The sequence below is a fragment of the Alloalcanivorax xenomutans genome, assembly GCF_032810065.1.
GTDB lineage: Bacteria > Pseudomonadota > Gammaproteobacteria > Pseudomonadales > Alcanivoracaceae > Alloalcanivorax > Alloalcanivorax xenomutans.
On the sequence record NZ_CP136538.1, the window covers coordinates 4215862 to 4234030 of the forward strand.

The 18169-nt window shown below is 61.6% G+C and carries 17 protein-coding genes; 8 read left to right on the plus strand and 9 right to left on the minus strand.

Going from position 1 to position 18169, the window contains the following annotated elements; all coding sequences use genetic code 11:
• Nucleotides 1–25: 25 nt before the first annotated feature.
• Together RYH70_RS19495 and betB are read left to right on the plus strand one after the other, a co-directional pair.
• Nucleotides 26–670: a DUF523 domain-containing protein gene (locus RYH70_RS19495; RefSeq protein ID WP_031228278.1), complete on the plus strand. Its 645-nt coding sequence runs from the start codon at nt 26–28 to the stop codon at nt 668–670.
• 59 nt (nt 671–729) lie between these two features.
• On the plus strand, nt 730–2193 hold the full coding sequence (gene betB, locus RYH70_RS19500) for a betaine-aldehyde dehydrogenase (protein WP_026948300.1): 1464 nt from the start codon (nt 730–732) through the stop codon (nt 2191–2193).
• On the opposite strand, the gene betA is transcribed toward betB, so the two are convergent.
• From betA to speA, 4 genes are all read right to left on the minus strand, one after another.
• Nucleotides 2187–3896, minus strand: coding sequence for a choline dehydrogenase (betA, locus tag RYH70_RS19505; RefSeq protein WP_317009548.1), 1710 nt, complete (start codon nt 3894–3896; stop codon nt 2187–2189). The two genes, betB and betA, sit on opposite strands and share 7 nt — an antisense overlap.
• Nucleotides 3897–3919: 23 nt before the next feature.
• Nucleotides 3920–5986, minus strand: a complete 2067-nt coding sequence (gene betT, locus RYH70_RS19510) for a choline BCCT transporter BetT (RefSeq protein ID WP_022995133.1) — start codon at nt 5984–5986, stop codon at nt 3920–3922.
• A 111-nt stretch (nt 5987–6097) separates the two neighbouring features.
• On the minus strand, nt 6098–6550 hold the full coding sequence (locus tag RYH70_RS19515; protein ID WP_163127995.1) for a DUF4112 domain-containing protein: 453 nt from the start codon (nt 6548–6550) through the stop codon (nt 6098–6100).
• Nucleotides 6551–6582: 32 nt separating this feature from the next.
• Nucleotides 6583–8463: a biosynthetic arginine decarboxylase gene (speA, locus tag RYH70_RS19520; RefSeq protein WP_317009549.1), complete on the minus strand. Its 1881-nt coding sequence runs from the start codon at nt 8461–8463 to the stop codon at nt 6583–6585.
• 236 nt (nt 8464–8699) lie between these two features.
• Between speA and speE the strand changes: the two genes are divergently transcribed.
• Both speE and RYH70_RS19530 read left to right on the plus strand, forming a co-directional pair.
• Nucleotides 8700–9560: a polyamine aminopropyltransferase gene (gene speE, locus RYH70_RS19525; RefSeq protein WP_317009550.1), complete on the plus strand. Its 861-nt coding sequence runs from the start codon at nt 8700–8702 to the stop codon at nt 9558–9560.
• Nucleotides 9561–9629: 69 nt separating this feature from the next.
• Nucleotides 9630–10820, plus strand: coding sequence for a multidrug effflux MFS transporter (locus RYH70_RS19530; RefSeq protein WP_022995129.1), 1191 nt, complete (start codon nt 9630–9632; stop codon nt 10818–10820).
• A 122-nt stretch (nt 10821–10942) separates the two neighbouring features.
• Here the strand turns inward: RYH70_RS19530 and RYH70_RS19535 are convergent, their stop codons facing one another.
• The gene (locus RYH70_RS19535) at nt 10943–11533 is read right to left on the minus strand and encodes a 2-hydroxychromene-2-carboxylate isomerase (RefSeq protein ID WP_317009551.1); all 591 of its coding nucleotides are present in this window, start codon (nt 11531–11533) and stop codon (nt 10943–10945) included.
• A gap of 1 nt (nt 11534) precedes the next feature.
• On the minus strand, nt 11535–12260 hold the full coding sequence (locus tag RYH70_RS19540) for an SDR family oxidoreductase (RefSeq protein ID WP_026948304.1): 726 nt from the start codon (nt 12258–12260) through the stop codon (nt 11535–11537).
• A 174-nt stretch (nt 12261–12434) separates the two neighbouring features.
• Between RYH70_RS19540 and RYH70_RS19545 the strand changes: the two genes are divergently transcribed.
• On the plus strand, nt 12435–12947 hold the full coding sequence (locus RYH70_RS19545; RefSeq protein WP_026948305.1) for a winged helix-turn-helix transcriptional regulator: 513 nt from the start codon (nt 12435–12437) through the stop codon (nt 12945–12947).
• Nucleotides 12948–13215: 268 nt separating this feature from the next.
• Here RYH70_RS19545 and RYH70_RS19550 read toward each other — a convergent pair whose 3' ends face one another.
• Complete coding sequence (locus RYH70_RS19550; RefSeq protein ID WP_022995124.1) at nt 13216–14127, minus strand: LysR family transcriptional regulator; 912 nt, start codon at nt 14125–14127, stop codon at nt 13216–13218.
• A 121-nt stretch (nt 14128–14248) separates the two neighbouring features.
• Here RYH70_RS19550 and RYH70_RS19555 point away from each other — a divergent pair, with 121 nt between their 5' ends.
• Entirely contained in the window at nt 14249–14926 is a 678-nt protein-coding gene (locus RYH70_RS19555; RefSeq protein WP_026948306.1) for a histidine phosphatase family protein, read from the plus strand.
• 178 nt (nt 14927–15104) lie between these two features.
• Nucleotides 15105–15857, plus strand: a complete 753-nt coding sequence (locus tag RYH70_RS19560; protein ID WP_063141131.1) for an SDR family oxidoreductase — start codon at nt 15105–15107, stop codon at nt 15855–15857.
• Between the two features lie 68 nt (nt 15858–15925).
• On the opposite strand, the gene RYH70_RS19565 is transcribed toward RYH70_RS19560, so the two are convergent.
• Together RYH70_RS19565 and glnK are read right to left on the minus strand one after the other, a co-directional pair.
• Nucleotides 15926–17185 (minus strand): ammonium transporter, encoded by a 1260-nt coding sequence (locus RYH70_RS19565; RefSeq protein ID WP_063141133.1) that lies wholly within the window; start codon nt 17183–17185, stop codon nt 15926–15928.
• A 76-nt stretch (nt 17186–17261) separates the two neighbouring features.
• Nucleotides 17262–17600 (minus strand): P-II family nitrogen regulator, encoded by a 339-nt coding sequence (gene glnK, locus RYH70_RS19570; RefSeq protein ID WP_014996495.1) that lies wholly within the window; start codon nt 17598–17600, stop codon nt 17262–17264.
• Nucleotides 17601–17909: 309 nt separating this feature from the next.
• On the opposite strand from glnK, the gene RYH70_RS19575 reads away from it, so the two are divergent.
• Complete coding sequence (locus tag RYH70_RS19575; protein ID WP_080531707.1) at nt 17910–18167, plus strand: accessory factor UbiK family protein; 258 nt, start codon at nt 17910–17912, stop codon at nt 18165–18167.
• Nucleotides 18168–18169: the final 2 nt, after the last annotated feature.

The following is an 18169-nucleotide window of genomic DNA, read 5'->3' on the forward strand; positions in this document are numbered from 1 at the left end:
CGTTGTGAAACCGGACGGGCCCACTATGCTAACGGAATTGCTCAGAGAAATGGGCTTCGAGCCTTCCCCGGGACGCCCGGAGCGGCCACGGGTGGCGGCCAGCGCCTGCCTGCTGGGCCAGCCGGTGCGCTACGACGGCGGCCACAAATACCATGCCGGCGTGGCCAACACCCTGGCGGCCCGGGTTACCCTGGTGCCGCTGTGTCCGGAAACCGCCATCGGCCTACCGGTGCCCCGCCCTCCGATCCAGGTGGTACTTGTGGGCGAGGCGCAGCGCGTGCGCGGCCTGGCCACGCCGAACGATGATTTCAGTGATGCGCTGGCGGAGTACGCCGACAGTCTGGCGCCGGCACTGGATGGCATGGTGCTGAAGTCGCGCTCGCCCAGTTGTGGCTTTGGCACCACACCACTGCACAACGAGAGCGGCGCGGAAGTCGGTGTCACCAGCGGCGCTTTCGCCGCCCGGCTTCATGCCCGCCTGCCGGCCTTGCCGCTGTGCAACGACAGCGATTTGGATGGCGAGGGCGCGCTCGCCAGTTTCCTGCTGCAGGTCCACTGCCATCATCACTGGCGCCAGGGAAGGTCTCTCGCCGATCTGCGACAGCGGACACAACACCTTGCCCGGGACCTGCGACAGCCGCTACAACGGTATTTACAGCGTTTTTCTTGAGATCGGCGGCCAGCGCCGCCACTCTTTCAAGATCCCCTTTCGTCAAGCGAGGCCTCCCCATGACACAGCACAGCGACCGACAACTCTGGATCAACGGCGCCTATCGGCCGGCCCGCAGCGGGGAATTCTTCGACACCCACAATCCCGCCACCGGCGAAATAATCTGTCGCGTGGCTCTGGCCGGCGCGGACGATGTGGATGACGCCGTGGACGCCGCCAAGGCCGGCCTTGAGCAATGGCGCAGCCAGAGCGGCGCCGCCCGTGGCCGCGTGCTGCACCGCGCCGCCGCTCTGCTGCGCGAACACCGCGACGAACTGGCGCGTCTGGAATCCCTGGACGCCGGCAAGCCGCTGGCGGAAACGCCGGAAGCGGATGTGGATTCCGCCGCCGATTGCCTGGAGTACTTCGCCGGCCAGGCATCCTCCCTGCAGGGGGAGTATCAGCAGGTGGAAGGCGGCTTCTTCTACACCCGCCCGGAACCACTGGGTATTTGCGCGGGTATTGGCGCCTGGAACTACCCGTTACAGATCGCCGCCTGGAAATCGGCACCAGCCCTGGCCGCCGGGAACGCCATGATCTTCAAACCAGCGGAGCTGACGCCGCTGTCGGCGCTGCGACTGGCGGAGCTGTTCAAGGAAGCGGGCCTGCCCGATGGCGTGTTCAATGTGGTGCAAGGCTTGGCCGAAACCGGCCAGGCACTGAGCCGGCACCCCGATATCGCAAAAATCTCGCTCACCGGAGAAGTGGGCACCGGCAAGGCGGTGATGCGCGATGCCGCCGGCACGCTGAAAGCCGTTACTCTGGAGCTGGGCGGCAAATCACCGCTAATCGTGTTCGAGGACGCCGACCTGGACAACGCGGTCTCCGGCGCCCTGCTCGGCAACTTCTACACCCAGGGCCAGATCTGCACCAACGGTACCCGGGTGTTCGTGCACCGCTCGGTGAAAGACGCCTTCGTGGAAAAACTGCTGGCGCGCACCCGTGCCTTGAAAGTCGGCGATCCACTGGACGTCGACACCCATGTCGGCCCGCTGATCAGCGAAGCCCACATGCGGACGGTGCTCGAGTATATCGAGACCGGTAAGCGCGAAGGGGGGCAGCTGCTGATCGGCGGAGGCCGGGTCACCGTGCCCGGTCTGGAAAACGGCCATTTCGTTGAGCCCACCATTTTCGACGGCCTCGACGACAGTATGACCATCGTACGCGAGGAAATTTTCGGCCCGGTGATGTCACTGCTGACCTTCGATGACGAGGACGAGGTGATCCGGCGCGCCAACGACACCGTTTTCGGTCTGGCCGGTGGTGTGTTCACCGCCGATTTGAGCCGTGGCCATCGCATGGCCGATGCACTGCAGGCCGGGATCGTCTGGATCAATCACTACAACGTGACCCCCATCGAAATGCCGTTCGGTGGCATCAAACAATCCGGCATCGGCAAGGAAAACAGCCGCCGGGCCTTCGATCACTACACCCGGTTGAAAACCGTGTTCGTGGCCCAGGCTCCGGTGGACTCGCCTTACTGATCGCCGCCGGCCTCGCCGGGGCGCTCGGCCATGCCGGCGCGCTGTCGATCCCGCCAATCCTCATCGAAATACACCGGCACCCTGGCGGTGGGAAGGCTGCGCCCCAGGATAAGATCCGCCGCTTTTTCACCAATCATGATGGTGGGCGCGTTGAGATTGCCGTTGGTGACCGTGGGCATGATCGACGAATCCACCACCCGCAGATTCTCCATACCATGCACCCGGCACCGCGGATCGACCACGGCCATGGGATCGGTGCCCATGCGGCACGAACCCGCCGGGTGATAGGCGGTCTCCGCGCTTTGCGCCAGCCAGTCGTCGATTTCATCGTCGCTGTTTACATCCGGTCCTGGCATCAATTCGCGGCCACGATAAGGATCAAAGGCCGGCTGATTGAAAATTTCACGGGTAAAATGCAAGCCGGCTCGAAACGCTGCCTTGTCTTCTTCCTCGGCGAAATAGTTGAATTGAATGCGCGGCGGCGCTTCCGGATCCGCCGACATCAAAGTGACTTCGCCCCGGCTTTTCGGCTTATTGGCCCCCAAATGCACCTGGAAGCCATGTCCTTTCACCGCGCTTGAACCGTCGTAGGCGATGGCACCGGCGAGAAAATGATACTGAATATCCGGATATTGCAGACCGGCACGGCTGCGAATGTAGCCGTTGGACTCAAACTGATTGGAAGTGCCAAGACCACGCCGCAGGAACAGCCAGTTGGCGCCAATCCAGGCCTTGGCCAACGGATTGAGCCAGGCGTTGAGGGTAATTTTTTTCGTGCACTCCTGCTGCACCCAGACTTCCAGATGATCCTGCAAATTCTGTCCAACACCGGGCAGATCATGCACCACCGGAATCCCCTGCGCCTGCAACTGCGCCGCCGGGCCGATACCGGACAGCATCAGCAGCTTCGGCGAGTTGAAACTGCTGGCGGAGAGAATTACTTCCTTGCGAGCCCTCACCCGGCGGGTGGTGCCACCCTGCCGGTACTCCACGCCAATGGCCTTACGCCCTTCCAGAATCACCCTGGTGGTCAGCGCATGGGTTTCCACATCCAGATTGGCTCGCGCCATGGCCGGCTTGAGATAAGCCACCGCGGTGGAACAGCGAATACCGTCACGCACCGTCATGTCCATGCGGCCGAAGCCTTCCTGGCGATACCCGTTATAGTCTTCGGTATAGCCGTATCCAGCCTGCCTGCCCGCTTCGATGAAAGCCCGATACAGCGGGTTCTTCATGTTGTTGCCGTTGCAGGTGGTCAGGGGCCCCTCGTCGCCGCGGTACTCATCGGCGCCATAGACACACCCTTCCGCCCGCCGGAAATAGGGCAGAACGTTTTGATAGTCCCAGCCTTCCGCGCCCAGGTCCGACCATTCCTCGAAATCGCCGGCGCAGCCACGCACATACACCAGACCATTGATGGACGACGAGCCGCCCAGCACCTTGCCACGGGCCTGATGAATACGCCGCCCTTTCAACCCCGGCTCCGGCTCCGAATGGAACCCCCAGTCGTAGCGTTTCATGTTCATCGGGATGGAAAAGGCGGTGGGCATGCGGATGAAGATGGAATTGTCCTTGCCACCGAATTCCAGCACCAGCACCTGATGCCGGCTGTCCTCGCTGAGACGGTTGGCCAGCACCGCGCCGGCGGACCCGGCGCCGACGATCACATAATCCGCTTCGCGATCAAACGTTACCTCGTTCATGGCTACCTCCCGGTATCAGCGAGTCATTGAGAACCGCCATCGGTGCCGGGTTCCGGCAACGTATTGGCGCCCATTTCACGACTGAGGTGCAGAAATTGCAGATGGCTTTCGAAATGATCGACAATGTCCTCGATCAGTTGCTCACGGGTATACCCCATGACGTCGTACCCAACGCCGCCTTCACGCAAATGGACTTCCAACCGGTAGTAAACCGATCGGGATGGCTGCGCGCGAATAGTGAATGACGGCATGGCGCAACGTCGCGGCCACAACTGATAGGTGAAGTTCTGTTCGCCACCCAGATCCACGTTGAGCTCCATATGACGAGGCGCCTCGTCGCTGGTCACCACGGCCACCGGATAGCCCTTTTCGGCCAATTCGCTTTCCACTGCCTCGAACGCTGGGCGCACGGTGCGTTCCAGGAACTGGTCCACCTGTTTTTGACTGGGGAAACTGATGGCCCGGGCCAGTCGGTGGCTCCAGGTGCTGTGCCCGGTGCGTGAACCGATCCGCGCGGAAAGATGACCGGCCAGGGCGTCGCGCATACTGGCGGATTTCACGCTTTCCAGTTTCAGTGCTTTATACAGACCGATCATCATCAGAAACAGCACGAAGGCGAACGGCAGTCCCATTACCACCACCGCGCTTTGCAGCGCTCCCAGGCCACCGGTCACCAGCAGGGCCAAGGTAATCACTCCAATCACCGCCGCCCAGACGATACGCATCCAGGCCGGCGCATCATCGTTGGGGTCACGGATGTAACAGGTCAAATTGGAAAGCACCAGAGAGCCGGAGTCGCCGGAGGTGATGAAAAAGACGATGGCCAGCATTGTCATCACCACCGTGGTGATCTGCTGCCAGGGCAGGTTCTGCAGGAACAAATAAATTGCGGAACCCGGGTTGCTTACCGCGGATTGCGCGAAGTCATTGGCGCCGTTCATGACCATATCTATGGCACTGTTCCCCATGATCGACATCCACGCCATCATGAACGTCAACGGCAGGATCAGAGTGCCCGCGACAAAGGTCCGGATGGTGCGGCCACGGGAAATGCGCGCCAGGAACAACCCCACGAACGGTCCCCAGGCGATCCACCAGGCCCAGAAGAACAGGGTCCAGGTGTTGAGCCAGTCCACCGGCTGATCGAAGGCGTAGGTATCGAAAGACATGGCGACGAAATTGGCGAAGTAATCACCGACATTGGTTACCATGGCGTTCAGCAAAAACATGGTCTTGCCGGTGACCAGCACAAAGATCATCAGCAATACCGCCAGCAACATGTTGAACTCGGACAAACGGCGAATGCCTTTTTCCACCCCCGAGGCCGCGGAAATGGCGGCGAACAAGACAATCACCACCGCCAGCGCCGCCTGAGTGGCGACCCCTTCCGGTATACCGAACATGTGATTCAGCCCGTAGTTAAGCTGAATGATGCCGATCCCCAGACTGGTGGCCACGCCGAACACCGTCCCCAGTACCGCCGCGATGTCCACCGCATGTCCCAGCGAGCCATAAATACGCTTGCCAAAGATGGGATACAAAGCGGAGCGAACGGTCAGCGGCAGCCCGTGGCGATAGCTGAAAAACGCCAGGGCCATACCCACCAGCGTGTAAATGCCCCATCCCGACAGCCCCCAATGCAGATACGTAATCTGCATCGCCTGGCGAGCCGCTTCGATGCTGCCGCCCTCACCCACCGGCGGCTGGGTGAATTGCGTCAACGGCTCGACGATACAGTAAAAAATCAGGTCAATGCCGATACCGGCGGAGAACAGCATGGCGGCCCAGGTCACCACGTTGAATTCCGGTTCCGCGTGATCCGGCCCGAGTTTGATGTCACCGAAGCGGGACAGGGCGACGACAATGACGAAAACCAGATAAGCCACGACGGCGACGAAGTAAAACCAGCCGAAAGAACCGGAAATCCAGCCCAGGGCGCCATTTATGACGCGCCCGGCGGAAGCGGTGAAGAACATCGCCCAGAGGGCGAAGAGCACGATGCCGATAACGGATCCGTAGAATACCACCGGATTGATGCGGTCCCGGGGCAGATCCGTCTGAGCATCATCGGGCGGGCTAAGGTCAGCCATCTGACAGTCCTCCTCTGGCAAGCCAAAAAAAGTCCTTGATGCCTTACTTAACCTACTACATCCAAACCCCTATGCCGGTGTGAAAGATGTAAAAACCACGTCACCGTCCCTTTACCAAATCCACATCACCACAGCGGTGATTACCGCAAACAACACGCACAGCCCAATGAAAGGCCACCAGGGAAACCGTTGCTTCGGTTCTTCTTCCAACTGCTCGTAAAGGTACTCACGCAGCAATCGGGTATTGCGCGTATTCGCTTTGAACACCGCGTCGAAGGCATCGCCCACCACCGGCAGCAGGCCACCGATAAAGTCCACCAGGATGTTGCGCACCATGCGCCGTTTGACCTTGCCGCTGGCCCCCACTTTCTGCGCTTGCAGCAGCACGTAGCCGGACAGAAGCAAACCCACCACATCGCCGATACCAGGAATCAGGCCGATAATGGCTTCCAGGCCAATACGAAAACGGGTGAAGGGAATACCGATACTGGAGTCGGTCCAGGTGCTGAATCGGTCGAGCCGCTCCAGCACCGCCTGATAGCGCTGACGTTCCTGTTCATCCATGCACTGATCTCCTTTCCAGTCTGCGGAATCGGTTATTCCAGATAGGTGTAGCCAGCCAGGCCGTCGCGAATGTCGTTCAGAAATGCCTGCCGGCGTGATTCGTCCAGATGGGCGTCCCGGCACCGGTTTTCCAGAGTTTCCAGCAACCGTTGCGGATCGAAATTAACGTAGCGCAGCACGGTACTGACGGTGTCCCCCTGAATCGCGTGGGCCAGTTCAATATCGCCATTCTCCGTGACAGTGACGTCCACCGAATCGGTGTCACCGAAGAGGTTGTGCATGTCACCAAGAATCTCCTGATAAGCGCCAACCATGAAGATACCAAGATGGCCATTCAGGGTCTCCGGCAGCGGCAGGCTGCTTTCCACGCCCTCACCATCCACATACTGATCAATACGGCCATCCGAGTCGCAGGTGATGTCCTGCAAGACACCCCGGCGGGTGGCCGGCTGATCGAGCCCGGACAAAGGCAGCACCGGAAACACCTGATCGATACCCCAAACGTCCGGTACCGACTGAAACACGGAGAAGTTCACGAACAACTTGTCCGCCAGACGTTCATTGAGCTGATCCAGCAACTCCCGCTGCTGCCGGCGGCGCGGATCCAGGCGCTGGCGCAAGCGCAGCAGTGCATTCACGTACAACTGCTCGGCGCGGGCACGTTCGACGATGCCGAGGTCCCCGTTAAGGTAACGCAGCTGCAGATCCTGCCAAGCGCCCATCAGTTCCGGATACAGCTCCAGCAGGTTGCCCTCGCCGCGTTCCAGTTGCCCGTTCAACCGCCACAACTCATGCAATTCCACACTGTCGTCGGCACCGGGCGGGGCCACCTCCGCCAGAGTCTGGCGCTCCTCGTCGGTAATATTGAGCAACAGCACCGCGTGATGGGCGGTGAGCGCGCGGCCGGACTCTGAAATCACATCGGGGTGAGGCAAGTTATGGGTGGCGCACTGTTCGGCCAGGGTATGGACGATGTGCCAGGCGTAATCGGCCACGCCATAGTTCATCGAGCAGTAGGAGCGCGAGTGCGTGCCTTCGTAGTCCACGCCGAGGCCGCCGCCCACGTCCACGGTATCCACCGGCGCGCCCAGGCCACGCAGTTCCACGTAGTAGCGGGCCGCCTCGCGCATGCCGGCCTTGATGTCCTGGATGTTGGCCACCTGTGAACCCAGGTGAAAATGGAGCATGCGCACACAGGACAGCTTGCCGGCGTCCCGGCAGTGCGCCACCGCCTCGATCAGTTGCGGCGCGCTCAGACCGAATTTGGATTTCTCCCCCCCGGTGTTCTGCCAGTTGCCCTTGCCGATGTTCATCAGTCGCACGCGCAGGCCAATGATCGGCTCCACCCCGATCCGGTCCGCCTCTTCCAGCAACAGCGGCAGCTCCGAGAGCTTTTCCACCACGATATGCACTTTGAATCCCAGGGTCTGACCCATCAGCGCCAGGCGCAGATATTCACGATCCTTGTAGCCGTTGCAGACCACCGTGTCACCGGGATTGGACAGCGCCAGCACCGCCAGCAGCTCGGGCTTGGAGCCGGCTTCCAGGCCGACCCGGTCGCCGTCTTCACGGGCGCGGATGATCTCATGCACCACCCGGCGCTGCTGGTTCACCTTGATTGGATATACCGGCGTGTACTCTCCCCGGTATTGCAGATCCTCGATGGCGGCCGCGAAGGCGCCGGACAAACGCCGCACCCGGTCCTTGAGAATGCCGGAAAACCGGGCCAGCACCGGAGGCCGCAACCCGGCCTGCCGGCAGGCCTCCAGCACCGTTTCCAACGGTGCTTCCGCGCCTTCATCGCCCTGCGGCCGCACGCACAGGCGTCCCCGGTCATCGATGCGGAAATAGCCATCCCCCCAGCGATCCACATTGTAGATGGCGTCAAAGGGGCGTTCCGGGGTGGTGCTCATAGGCTGGTGATCCTTGGTGTAGAGGATGAGGGCAGCCCCAATTATGGGCCATCATGGAGGGGTGGCAAATCCTTGCTTGGGTGTGATTTGGCGGGCAGCGGCTTCGCGCCCCCCGCGGGAAGCCACCCTGGCAGCGATTGAATGATTTCCCGTAGGCGCGAGGGCCGAGGGCCAGTACAATCGGCGCCGTTCCCATTTACTGTTTTTCTCCACCATCCATCAGCGGGAAGAGTCCTATGAGTGCCCAAGACGGCAATTGGTTCATCGAGCATTTCGACTCCGCCGGCGTGGCCTTCGGCCTGCGGCTCAAACAAAAGCTGGAAGCGGTGCAAACCCCCTACCAGCACATCGAAATGTGGGAAACCGACACCTTCGGCTATCTGATGACCATCGACGGCGCCACCATGCTGAGCAGCCGCGACAACTTCCTCTACCACGAAATGATGGCGCACCCGGCCCTGTTCGCGCACGCGGCACCGCGCCGGGTCTTGATCATCGGCGGCGGCGATTGCGGCACCTTGCGCGAGGTACTGCGCCATGGCGGTGTGGAAAAAGCGGTGCAGATCGACATCGACGAACAGGTCACCCGCTTCTCCGAGAAGTACTTCCCGGAATTGTGCGAGTCCAACGACGACCCTCGCGCCGAGTTGCGCTTCGAGGACGGTGTCAAATTCATGCAGGACTGCGAGCCCGGCCAGTTCGATGTCATCGTCGTCGATTCCACCGATCCGGTGGGCCCCGCGGAAGGGCTGTTCAAGGCGGAATTCTTCCGTCACTGCCACCGCGTGCTCGCCGATGGCGGGGTGTTGGTACAGCAGTCGGAATCACCGCTGCTGCACAGCGACACCATCATTCGCGACCTGCACGTGAACATGCGCGAGGCTGGCTTTGATCACACCCAGACCCTGCCGTTCCCTCAGCCGGTCTATCCCAGCGGCTGGTGGAGCTGCACTCTGGCCGGCAAAGGCTGTGACGTAGGCGCCTTCCGCGAGGCGGACGCCGCCGGCAAGGACTTCGACACCCGCTATTACAGCGACGCCATCCATCGTGGTGCCCTGACCCTGCCGCCATTCATGAGCGCCGCCATCGGCGCCTGATCACGCCACGGCTCAACCACGGCGCCCCCGGGAAGAAGGCTTCTCCAGGGGCGTCGAATCACGGAAGCAATGACCGATTCCCGCCCGACACCGGGCGCCAGCGCCCCGCTCTGGGGGCTGGCGCTACTGACCTTCAGCGGCACCCTGGCGATGCACATCTTCGTGCCGGCCCTGGCTTTGGCTGGCGACGACCTCAATGCCTCCGCCAGCGCCATGCAGATGACCGTCAGCCTTTATATTCTCGGCCTCGCCGTGGGGCAGCTGGTCTATGGGCCGCTGTCCGACCACTTCGGCCGCCGGCCGGTGCTGATGGTGGGCCTGGGCCTGTACACCCTGGCCGGACTGGCCGCGGCCCTGGCCCCGGAAGCCAAGGCGCTGATCGCCGCGCGTCTGTTTCAGGCCCTGGGCGGTTGCGCCGGCCTGACGCTGGCGCGGGCCATCGTCCGCGACACCACCGCGCCCCGGGAGGCGGCGCAACGGCTGGCGATGATGAATCTGATGGTAACCCTGGGCCCGGGCATCGCCCCGATTCTCGGCGGGCTGCTGGCCAACGAATTGGGCTGGCGCTGGATTTTCTATCTGCTGGTGGGACTGGGCGTGGCCAACGTGCTGTTCACCTGGCGGCTGCTGCCGGAGACCCGACCGCGCGACAGTGGCGGCGGCAACGTCAAAACCCTGGTCCGGGATTATCAAGCGCTGCTGCGCTCACCGGCGTTCCTGGGCTTCGCCCTCGGCGGCGGCTGCGCCACCACGTCAGTCTACGCGTTTATCAGCGCGGCGCCGTTTGTGTTCGTGGACCAGTTGCAGGTGCCGGCGGAACACGTGGGGCTATATCTGGCTCTGTTGGTGTCCGGCATGTCCATGGGCAATGTGTTCGCCAGCCGTCTGCTGGCGCGGTTCCCCATGCGCACGGTGCTGATGCGCGCCAATCAGGTCAGTGTGCTGGCGGCGTTCGTGTTTCTCGGTGCCGTGCTCAGCGAGCATCTGTCACTGACCGTCTTGTTGCTGTCCCTGTTTGTATTCGCCACCGGCCTCGGTATCGCCGCGCCGGCCACGCTCACCGAAGCGATCAGCGTGATGCCCAGCGTCACCGGTTCCGCCTCCGGCCTGTACGGCTTTACCCAAATGGCCATCGGCGCACTCTGCTCGGCACTGGCGGTGCTCGGCGACGACCCGGCCCTGGCCGCCGCGGTGGTCCTCGCCAGTGCCGGCGTCATCGGCCAGATTGCGTTTCATATAGCGCTGAGAAGCAGTGAATAGTGAATAGTGAATAGTGAATAGTGAATAGTGAATAGCATCAAAATCGGACAAACTGCTTATCCGCAAGCTGTATTTGCGAATAAGCAGACTCTGTTTTTCTGTTAACTATTCACTGTTAACTGTTAATTTTTACTTAGCTCTTCTTCCACCCAATCCAGCCGGTCCTGACCGAAGAACATTTCATCGCCGACAAACATGGTCGGGGCGCCGAAGATGCCGCGGGACACGGCTTCTTCCGTGGTCTTTTTCAGCGCGTCCTTAACTTCCGGCTGCTGGGCCCGGGCCGCCCATTCCTCTGGATCAAGACCAGCTTCCCGGAGGGTCGCGCCGAGCACGTCCAGCTCATCCAGTTTGCGTTCCCGCAGCCACATCCCTTCGAACAGTGCGCGCAGCATGGTGTCCCATTGCGGCGTGTTCAAGGCGGCGGAGAGCAGGCGCATGCAATTCAGCGTATTCACCGGGAAATGCGGGTTCTGCTTGAGGGGCACACCATAACGCCGGGCATAGCGCTGCATATCCTTTCGGGTGTACAGGCCCTTGAGCGGAACCGCCGCCGGGGAGACGTTACCGGTGGCCTTGAATACCCCGCCAAGCAACATCGGGCGGTACACCAGTTCGGCGCCATGACGTTCGGCGATTCCGGGTAATTGGGTCCAGGCCAGATAGGTGGTGGGGCTGCCCACGTCGAAGAAGAATTCCACGGTTTTGCTCATCTCAAAAGGTCTCCATCCAGGGTCTCAGATCCAGCTCATGGGTCCAGGTATCGCGGGGCTGTTGATGCAGTGTCCAGTAGGCGTCGGCGATGTGCTCCGGATTGAGGATGCCGTCCTGCTCCTTGAGCGCGTAACGCTGGGGAAAGTTGTCACGGATAAAGGCGGTATCGATGGCGCCATCGATGATGCTGTGCGCCACATGGATGCCCTCCGGTCCCAGCTCCCGCGCCATGCTTTGGGCCAGCGCGCGCAGCGCGAACTTGGCGCCGGCAAAAGCGGAGAAGCCTCGACCACCGCGCAGCGACGCGGTGGCACCGGTAAAGATGATGGTCCCGCGCCCTCGGGGCACCATCACCCGCGCCGCCTCACGCCCGGCCAGGAAACCGGCGAACGCCGCCATCTCCCAGACCTTGCGGTAGACCCGGGCGGTGGTGTCACGGATCGGGAAGTTGACGTTGGCGCCAATGTTGAACACCAATACCTCCAGAGGTCCCACCTCCTGTTCGATGGTATCCACCAGGGCCACCGCCTGCTCTTCATCACGGGCGTCGGAGCCAAAGGCGCGGGCCTCTCCGCCCTCCGCTTCGATCCGTGCCACCAGATCCGCCAGGGATTCCTTCTTGCGGCGGCTGACACAGGCCACATAACCCTCGCGGGCGAAGCGCCGGGCGATGGCACCGCCGGTAGCATCACCGGCCCCCACCACCAGCATCGCGGGTTTACTCATTACTCTCTCCCAATTGCGCCACGGCCGGCCCATCGCACCGCGATCAACGCATGCACCACGATCAACATAACGGCACCGACCATCGACATTGAAGGTTCCAAAAAGGAACTCAATAGTCCATTCTTTTTCAGAACCTGTCAAACCCCTATACTACGGGCCATTAGGGAGAAATTTATGCGCTGGCAAGATCTGGATCAGGAGCCCTGCTCCATGGCCCGCACCCTGGCGGTGATCGGCGACCGCTGGACGTTGTTGATATTGCGGGATTGTTTTCTTGGTGTGCGCCGGTTCGAGCGCTTCCAGGAACGGCTGGGCGTCACCCGGCATGTGCTCAGCGACCGGCTGCGCAAGCTGGTGGCGGCTGGTGTATTGGAAAAGCGGGCTTACCAGGAACGCCCCCTGCGGGAAGAGTATCGCCTTACCGCCATGGGGCTGGAACTGCACCCGGCGATCATTCACCTGGTGCAATGGGGCGACCGCTGGCTGTCCGATGACCATGGCGCCCCGCTGCAGCATATTCATCGCGGTCACGGACACCGTTTCCAGGCTCAGCTCACCTGCGCCGATTGTGGCGAAGTGGTGGGACCGCGGGATGTCACCGTGGCGGCCAACCCCGCCCTGGCACAACGGCTGGAACTGCCCGACGAAGGCCGGTCACCGGACACCGCCTGGCGGCAAGGTGGATGACCGGCGGTCATAAAAAAAGGAGCCAAAGGCTCCTTTTTCTGAGTGGTCACAACCCGGAATCAGCCACCCACTTGTACCGCTACGGCCCAGGCCACGACCCCCAGAATGACGATGAGCAGCACTCGTCGTCGTACCAGGGGCCAGTTGACGTGCCACATGGTCGAGTCCCCCTTCATTTTTGGCTACCCCGCGACAGCGGGGAGCTAAAAAGGTACAAGTGGGATATAGGTCACACAATACGAACAAAGGAGGAACAGTAAGCACCGCATTAAGAATGAGTGGACAACTGTTCCATAACCGCCATGACCTTCTGTCGCAACCAGCTATGGCCGGGGTCGGCGCTTTGATCCCGGTGCCAGTACAGATGTAACTCCAGCCCGGGAATGTCCACCGGCAGGAACTCGGTGTGCGCCCCTTTCGGCGCCAGGCGGCGGGCCAGCAGTTCCGGCAAGGTCAGCAGCAGATCGGATCCCATCACCGTGGACAACGCGGCCTGGTGATGCTGGCAGCGTAGCCGGATGTGGCGCCGGTAGCCCAGCCGGGACAACCCGAAATCCTCCATCCCCGGGCCCTCGCGGCGGGACGACACCAGCACGTGCTGGGCGGCCAGATAGGCGGGCAGGTCGAGATTCCCGGCCAGCGGATGACCTTCGCGCATCAGCACCACCAAGGGCCCCTGCATGACCCGCCGGTGCTGCACCGACTCCGGTAACGGCAGCAGAATATCGGTGGCCAGATCGAGGCGGCCACTGGCCAGCTCCGTGGCCAGTTGCCGGCGCGGCACCGTCATCGACTGCAGGCGTATGCCCGGGGCCTCGTCCACCAAAGCGGAGATCAGCGGCGGCAACAGGCATCCTTCCAGACCATCCCGCAACCCGAGCACGAAAGTGCGCTCCGCCTCACCAAGATCGAAGCCCCCTTCATGACTGAGGCAACGCTGCAAGCCCCCCAGCGCATGACGCACCGGCGTCACCATGGCCCGGGCCCGGCTGGTGGGCACCATCCGCGCCCCCTGCCGCACGAACAGCGGGTCCTCCAGACGCTCCCGCAATCGCGCCAGGGCGTGACTCACCGCCGGCTGGGTGAGGTTGAGTACCCGCGCCGCCCGGGTCAGGGACCCTTCCGTGTAAATAGCATCGAAGACCACGAACAGGTTCAGATCGAAGCGCGAAACATGCATGAGTCTTATCCGGAATTATTTCAAATATTCATTAGATTTATTGAAAACCGATACCTAGCATGAGGTCAATGGTTGCTGCGTTCGCTGGCACCGGCGCCAGCGGACTCCGGGAGAGTACGCAATGCCTGTGATTTATCTGATCCGCCACGGCCAGGCAAGCTTTGGCGCGGAGAACTATGACGCCCTGTCCGACACCGGCTGGGAGCAGAGCCGGATCCTCGGCCGCCATCTGAGTGAGCAGGACCTGGGTGCCCCCCAGGCGGTATGCGGTTCGTTGCGCCGGCATCGGGAAACCGCCGAAGCGACACTGGAACAAATGGCCCTGCCGAAGGAATGGCAGACCGATCATGGTTTCGACGAGTACGACCATAAGAGCCTGCTCCATGTGCACTGGCCGGAGTCCGCCGATCATCAGGCGCTGTCCGCCTGGCTGGCCGAGCAGCCCAATCCCCGACGCGCCTTCCAGGCCCGCTTCGAGGAGGCCCTGCAACGCTGGCAGCGCAACGAAGACGACTACCAGGAAACCTGGCCGGCATTCCGTGAGCGGGTTCTGGCGTCGCTTTACAGCCTGGCCAATGGCCTGGAGCGCGGCGATTCCGCTTTGGTGTTCACCTCCGGCGGCGCCATCAGCGTGGCCATACAGCACCTGCTTGAACTGGCCGACGACGCCTTGATCACCTTCAATCGCGGCCTGGTCAACACCAGCGTCACCCGTCTATTGGTCAACGCCGGCCGCCTGCGCCTGGCCACGCTCAACGAACACCTGCATCTGCGCGGCGAGCTGCTTACTTATCGCTGATCCTGACGAAAGGCCCGTCGGGACTGGCGGGCCGCCCCGGTTAGCGGCACCATCCTCATTCGCTGCTCCGCAATCGCAGTGTCACTTGCAGGCGATTCGCTGCTGAAGCAGCTTCCCACAGAGGGCTACAGCGATTTCGCAAGCCACCACCGGCACATCAGGCGTATAAGGACTCCCAATGCCGCACCGCAAAACCATTCTGATTACCGGCGCCAGTTCCGGACTGGGCATGGGCATGGCCCGGCGTTTCGCCGCCATGGGCCGCGACCTGGCTCTCTGCGCCCGACGCCTGGATAAACTGGAAGCCCTGAAAAACGAGCTGGAACAGGCACACCCGACCATCACCGTGGCGATCCGGCCACTGGACGTGAACGACTACGAGCAGGTCTTTGACGTATTCCGCGCCTTCAAGGCGGAGCTGGGTCAGTTGGACCGGATCATCGTCAACGCTGGCATCGGTAAGGGACAACCGCTGGGCACCGGTCATTTCCACGCCAATCGCCAGACCGCCGAGACCAACTTCGTCGCCGCCCTGGCTCAGTGCGAGGCGGCCATGGAAATCTTCCGCGAACAGAACAGCGGCCATCTGGTGGTGGTGTCTTCCATGAGTGCCTTGCGCGGCCTGCGTAAAAACATCAATACCTACTCCGCCACCAAGGCCGGCGTGGCCGCATTGGCCGAGGGCCTGCGCATGGAGATGCTCGGCAAGCCGATCAAGGTGAGCACGATCTATCCCGGCTACATCCGCACCGACATCAATGCCCAGGTGAAAAACGCGCCGTTTATCGTCGATCTGGAAACCGGCTGCCGGCAACTAGTGGAAGCCATCGAAAAAGAACCGGCCAAAGCCTACGTACCACGCTGGCCCTGGGCACCGCTGGGTTTTGCCATGAAGGTGCTGCCGTTGTCTCTGGTCAAACGGATGACATAAGACAACAGGATGGTGGTCATAAAAAAAGGGCGCCCATGGGCGCCCTTTTTCATCCGGAAGGTGATCGATCAGCTTTTGACGAACTCCGGGTACGCTTCCATACCGCAGTCCACCAGATCCATGCCTTCGTACTCTTCTTCCTCGGTGACACGAACCCCCATGACCGCTTTGAGGATACCCCAGACGATCAGACTGGCCACGAACACCCAGATGAAGATGGTCAGGGCGCCGATGATCTGGCCGGAGAAGGACGAGTCACTGTTGGTCACCGGCACCAGCAGCAGGCCCAACAGACCCACCACGCCGTGCACCGAGATGGCGCCCACCGGGTCGTCGATTTTCAGCTTGTCCAGGGTGACGATGCTGAACACCACCAGCACACCACCGAGCGCACCAAACAGGGTCGCCAACAGCGGTGTCGGCGTGGACGGCTCGGCGGTGATCGCCACCAGACCGGCCAGGGCACCGTTGAGCAACATGGTCAGGTCGGACTTGCCGAACAGGATACGGGCCACGATCAGGGCGGCGATGGCGCCACCGGCGGCGGCGGCGTTGGTGTTCATGAACACCACGGCCACGGAGTGCGCGTTGGCGGCGTCACCCAGTTTCAGTACGGAACCGCCGTTGAAGCCGAACCAGCCCATCCACAGGATGAAGGTCCCCAGGGTCGCCAGCGGCAGATTGGCACCGGGGATCGCGTTGATCTGACCGTTGGCGCCGTACTTGCCTTTACGCGGACCGAGCAGCAGCACCCCGGCCAGGGCGGCGGCGGCGCCGGCCATGTGCACGATGCCGGAACCAGCGAAGTCGGAGAAGCCCAGGTCGCCCAGATTGTACATACCGAAGACGTCGGCACCGCCCCAGGTCCAGGATCCTTCCAGCGGATAGATAACACCGGTCATGACCACGGCGAACAGCAGGAACGCCCACAACTTCATCCGCTCAGCCACGGCACCGGAAACGATGGACATGGCGGTGGCCACGAACACCACCTGGAAGAAGAAGTCGGACGCGCCGGAGTAAACGGAATCACCGTCAAAGCCGTTCTCCGCGGAAGCGGACAACACACCGGCCAGATCGAAGTCGGTGATGCCTTTCAGGAAGATGCCACCGTCGTACATGATGGCGTAGCCGCACACCATGTACATGGTGCAGGCGATGGCGAACAGCGCCACGTTCTTGGTCAGAATTTCAGTGGTGTTCTTGGCGCGTACCAGGCCCGCCTCCAGCATGGCGAAGCCCGCGGCCATCCACATCACCAGTGCGCCGCAGATCACGAAATAAAAAGTGTCGATGGCGTACTGCAATTCAAAGATTTGGTTTTCCACGTTGCAACCCTCCGAGAAATAAAAACGTGTCCAAAAGCCTTGGCATGGGTCGATTCAGCACACGTTCTAAAACTTCTTAAATGGCATCCTCACCGGTTTCACCGGTACGAATGCGAATGGCCTGCTCCAGATTGGTGACGAAGATCTTGCCGTCACCGATCTTGCCGGTGTTGGCGGCCTTGGTGACTGCTTCGATCACCTGATCCAGGCTGCCATCGGCAATGGCCACTTCGATCTTCACCTTGGGGAGGAAGTCGACGACGTATTCCGCACCACGATAGAGCTCGGTGTGCCCCTTTTGGCGACCGAAACCCTTGACCTCGGTAACGGTGATGCCCTGAACGCCGATCTCGGACAGTGCTTCACGCACATCATCCAATTTGAACGGCTTGATAATGGCTGTAACCAGTTTCATTGCTATCTCCTCAACGCTCTTAACGCGTCCGGTAACGTCCGTTTCGTTTCAGGCCCCTCTTTGGTTCCCGATCCATCCACTTGCGCGAACGCTCTGACCCATCTTGTGCACGACCCATGCCAGTTTTAAAAAGTCACGCTTTCTCAAAGGGTTACATCGCCGACGCGGGCCACGCTCCAACTCCGCTGCGGTATAATAGTGCACCGACTTGGAGCGCGTTCCATTTTGGGGCACGGCAGTCAGTGCCGCACAACCCCGACCTGGAGTGATACCATCACGCCGACTGAACGCATAGTGGAGCCTACGGCCATGCAAAGCCAACCCTTTATCGACCGACTAATGGCCGACATTCAGCGGCGCCTGCCCGGAGATCCGGGGCAGCTGCGCGACGATGTGGAGCACAGTATAAGGGCAGTGCTGGGCGAAGCGCTGGCGCGGCTGGATCTGATCAGCCGGGAGGAATTCGATGTGCAACAGCGGGTGCTGGAACGCACCCGCGAGAAGCTGGAAGCGCTGGAAAAGCAGGTGGCGGCGCTGGAGCGCGCCGCGCAATCAGATCAGCAATAGCG

What these genes read in the sequence shown, in the direction of transcription:
- betT (WP_022995133.1), bottom strand. Translation starts at nt 5,986, where the DNA reads ATGGCTGACCTTAGCCCGCCCGATGATGCTCAGACGGATCTGCCCCGG.
- RYH70_RS19555 (WP_026948306.1), top strand. Translation starts at nt 14,249, where the DNA reads ATGCCTGTGATTTATCTGATCCGCCACGGCCAGGCAAGCTTTGGCGCG.
- RYH70_RS19515 (WP_163127995.1), bottom strand. Translation starts at nt 6,550, where the DNA reads ATGGATGAACAGGAACGTCAGCGCTATCAGGCGGTGCTGGAGCGGCTC.
- RYH70_RS19545 (WP_026948305.1), top strand. Translation starts at nt 12,435, where the DNA reads ATGCGCTGGCAAGATCTGGATCAGGAGCCCTGCTCCATGGCCCGCACC.
- speE (WP_317009550.1), top strand. Translation starts at nt 8,700, where the DNA reads ATGAGTGCCCAAGACGGCAATTGGTTCATCGAGCATTTCGACTCCGCC.
- betB (WP_026948300.1), top strand. Translation starts at nt 730, where the DNA reads ATGACACAGCACAGCGACCGACAACTCTGGATCAACGGCGCCTATCGG.
- RYH70_RS19540 (WP_026948304.1), bottom strand. Translation starts at nt 12,260, where the DNA reads ATGAGTAAACCCGCGATGCTGGTGGTGGGGGCCGGTGATGCTACCGGC.
- RYH70_RS19550 (WP_022995124.1), bottom strand. Translation starts at nt 14,127, where the DNA reads ATGCATGTTTCGCGCTTCGATCTGAACCTGTTCGTGGTCTTCGATGCT.
- RYH70_RS19575 (WP_080531707.1), top strand. Translation starts at nt 17,910, where the DNA reads ATGCAAAGCCAACCCTTTATCGACCGACTAATGGCCGACATTCAGCGG.
- glnK (WP_014996495.1), bottom strand. Translation starts at nt 17,600, where the DNA reads ATGAAACTGGTTACAGCCATTATCAAGCCGTTCAAATTGGATGATGTG.
- RYH70_RS19530 (WP_022995129.1), top strand. Translation starts at nt 9,630, where the DNA reads ATGACCGATTCCCGCCCGACACCGGGCGCCAGCGCCCCGCTCTGGGGG.
- speA (WP_317009549.1), bottom strand. Translation starts at nt 8,463, where the DNA reads ATGAGCACCACCCCGGAACGCCCCTTTGACGCCATCTACAATGTGGAT.
- RYH70_RS19495 (WP_031228278.1), top strand. Translation starts at nt 26, where the DNA reads ATGCTAACGGAATTGCTCAGAGAAATGGGCTTCGAGCCTTCCCCGGGA.
- betA (WP_317009548.1), bottom strand. Translation starts at nt 3,896, where the DNA reads ATGAACGAGGTAACGTTTGATCGCGAAGCGGATTATGTGATCGTCGGC.
- RYH70_RS19535 (WP_317009551.1), bottom strand. Translation starts at nt 11,533, where the DNA reads ATGAGCAAAACCGTGGAATTCTTCTTCGACGTGGGCAGCCCCACCACC.
- RYH70_RS19560 (WP_063141131.1), top strand. Translation starts at nt 15,105, where the DNA reads ATGCCGCACCGCAAAACCATTCTGATTACCGGCGCCAGTTCCGGACTG.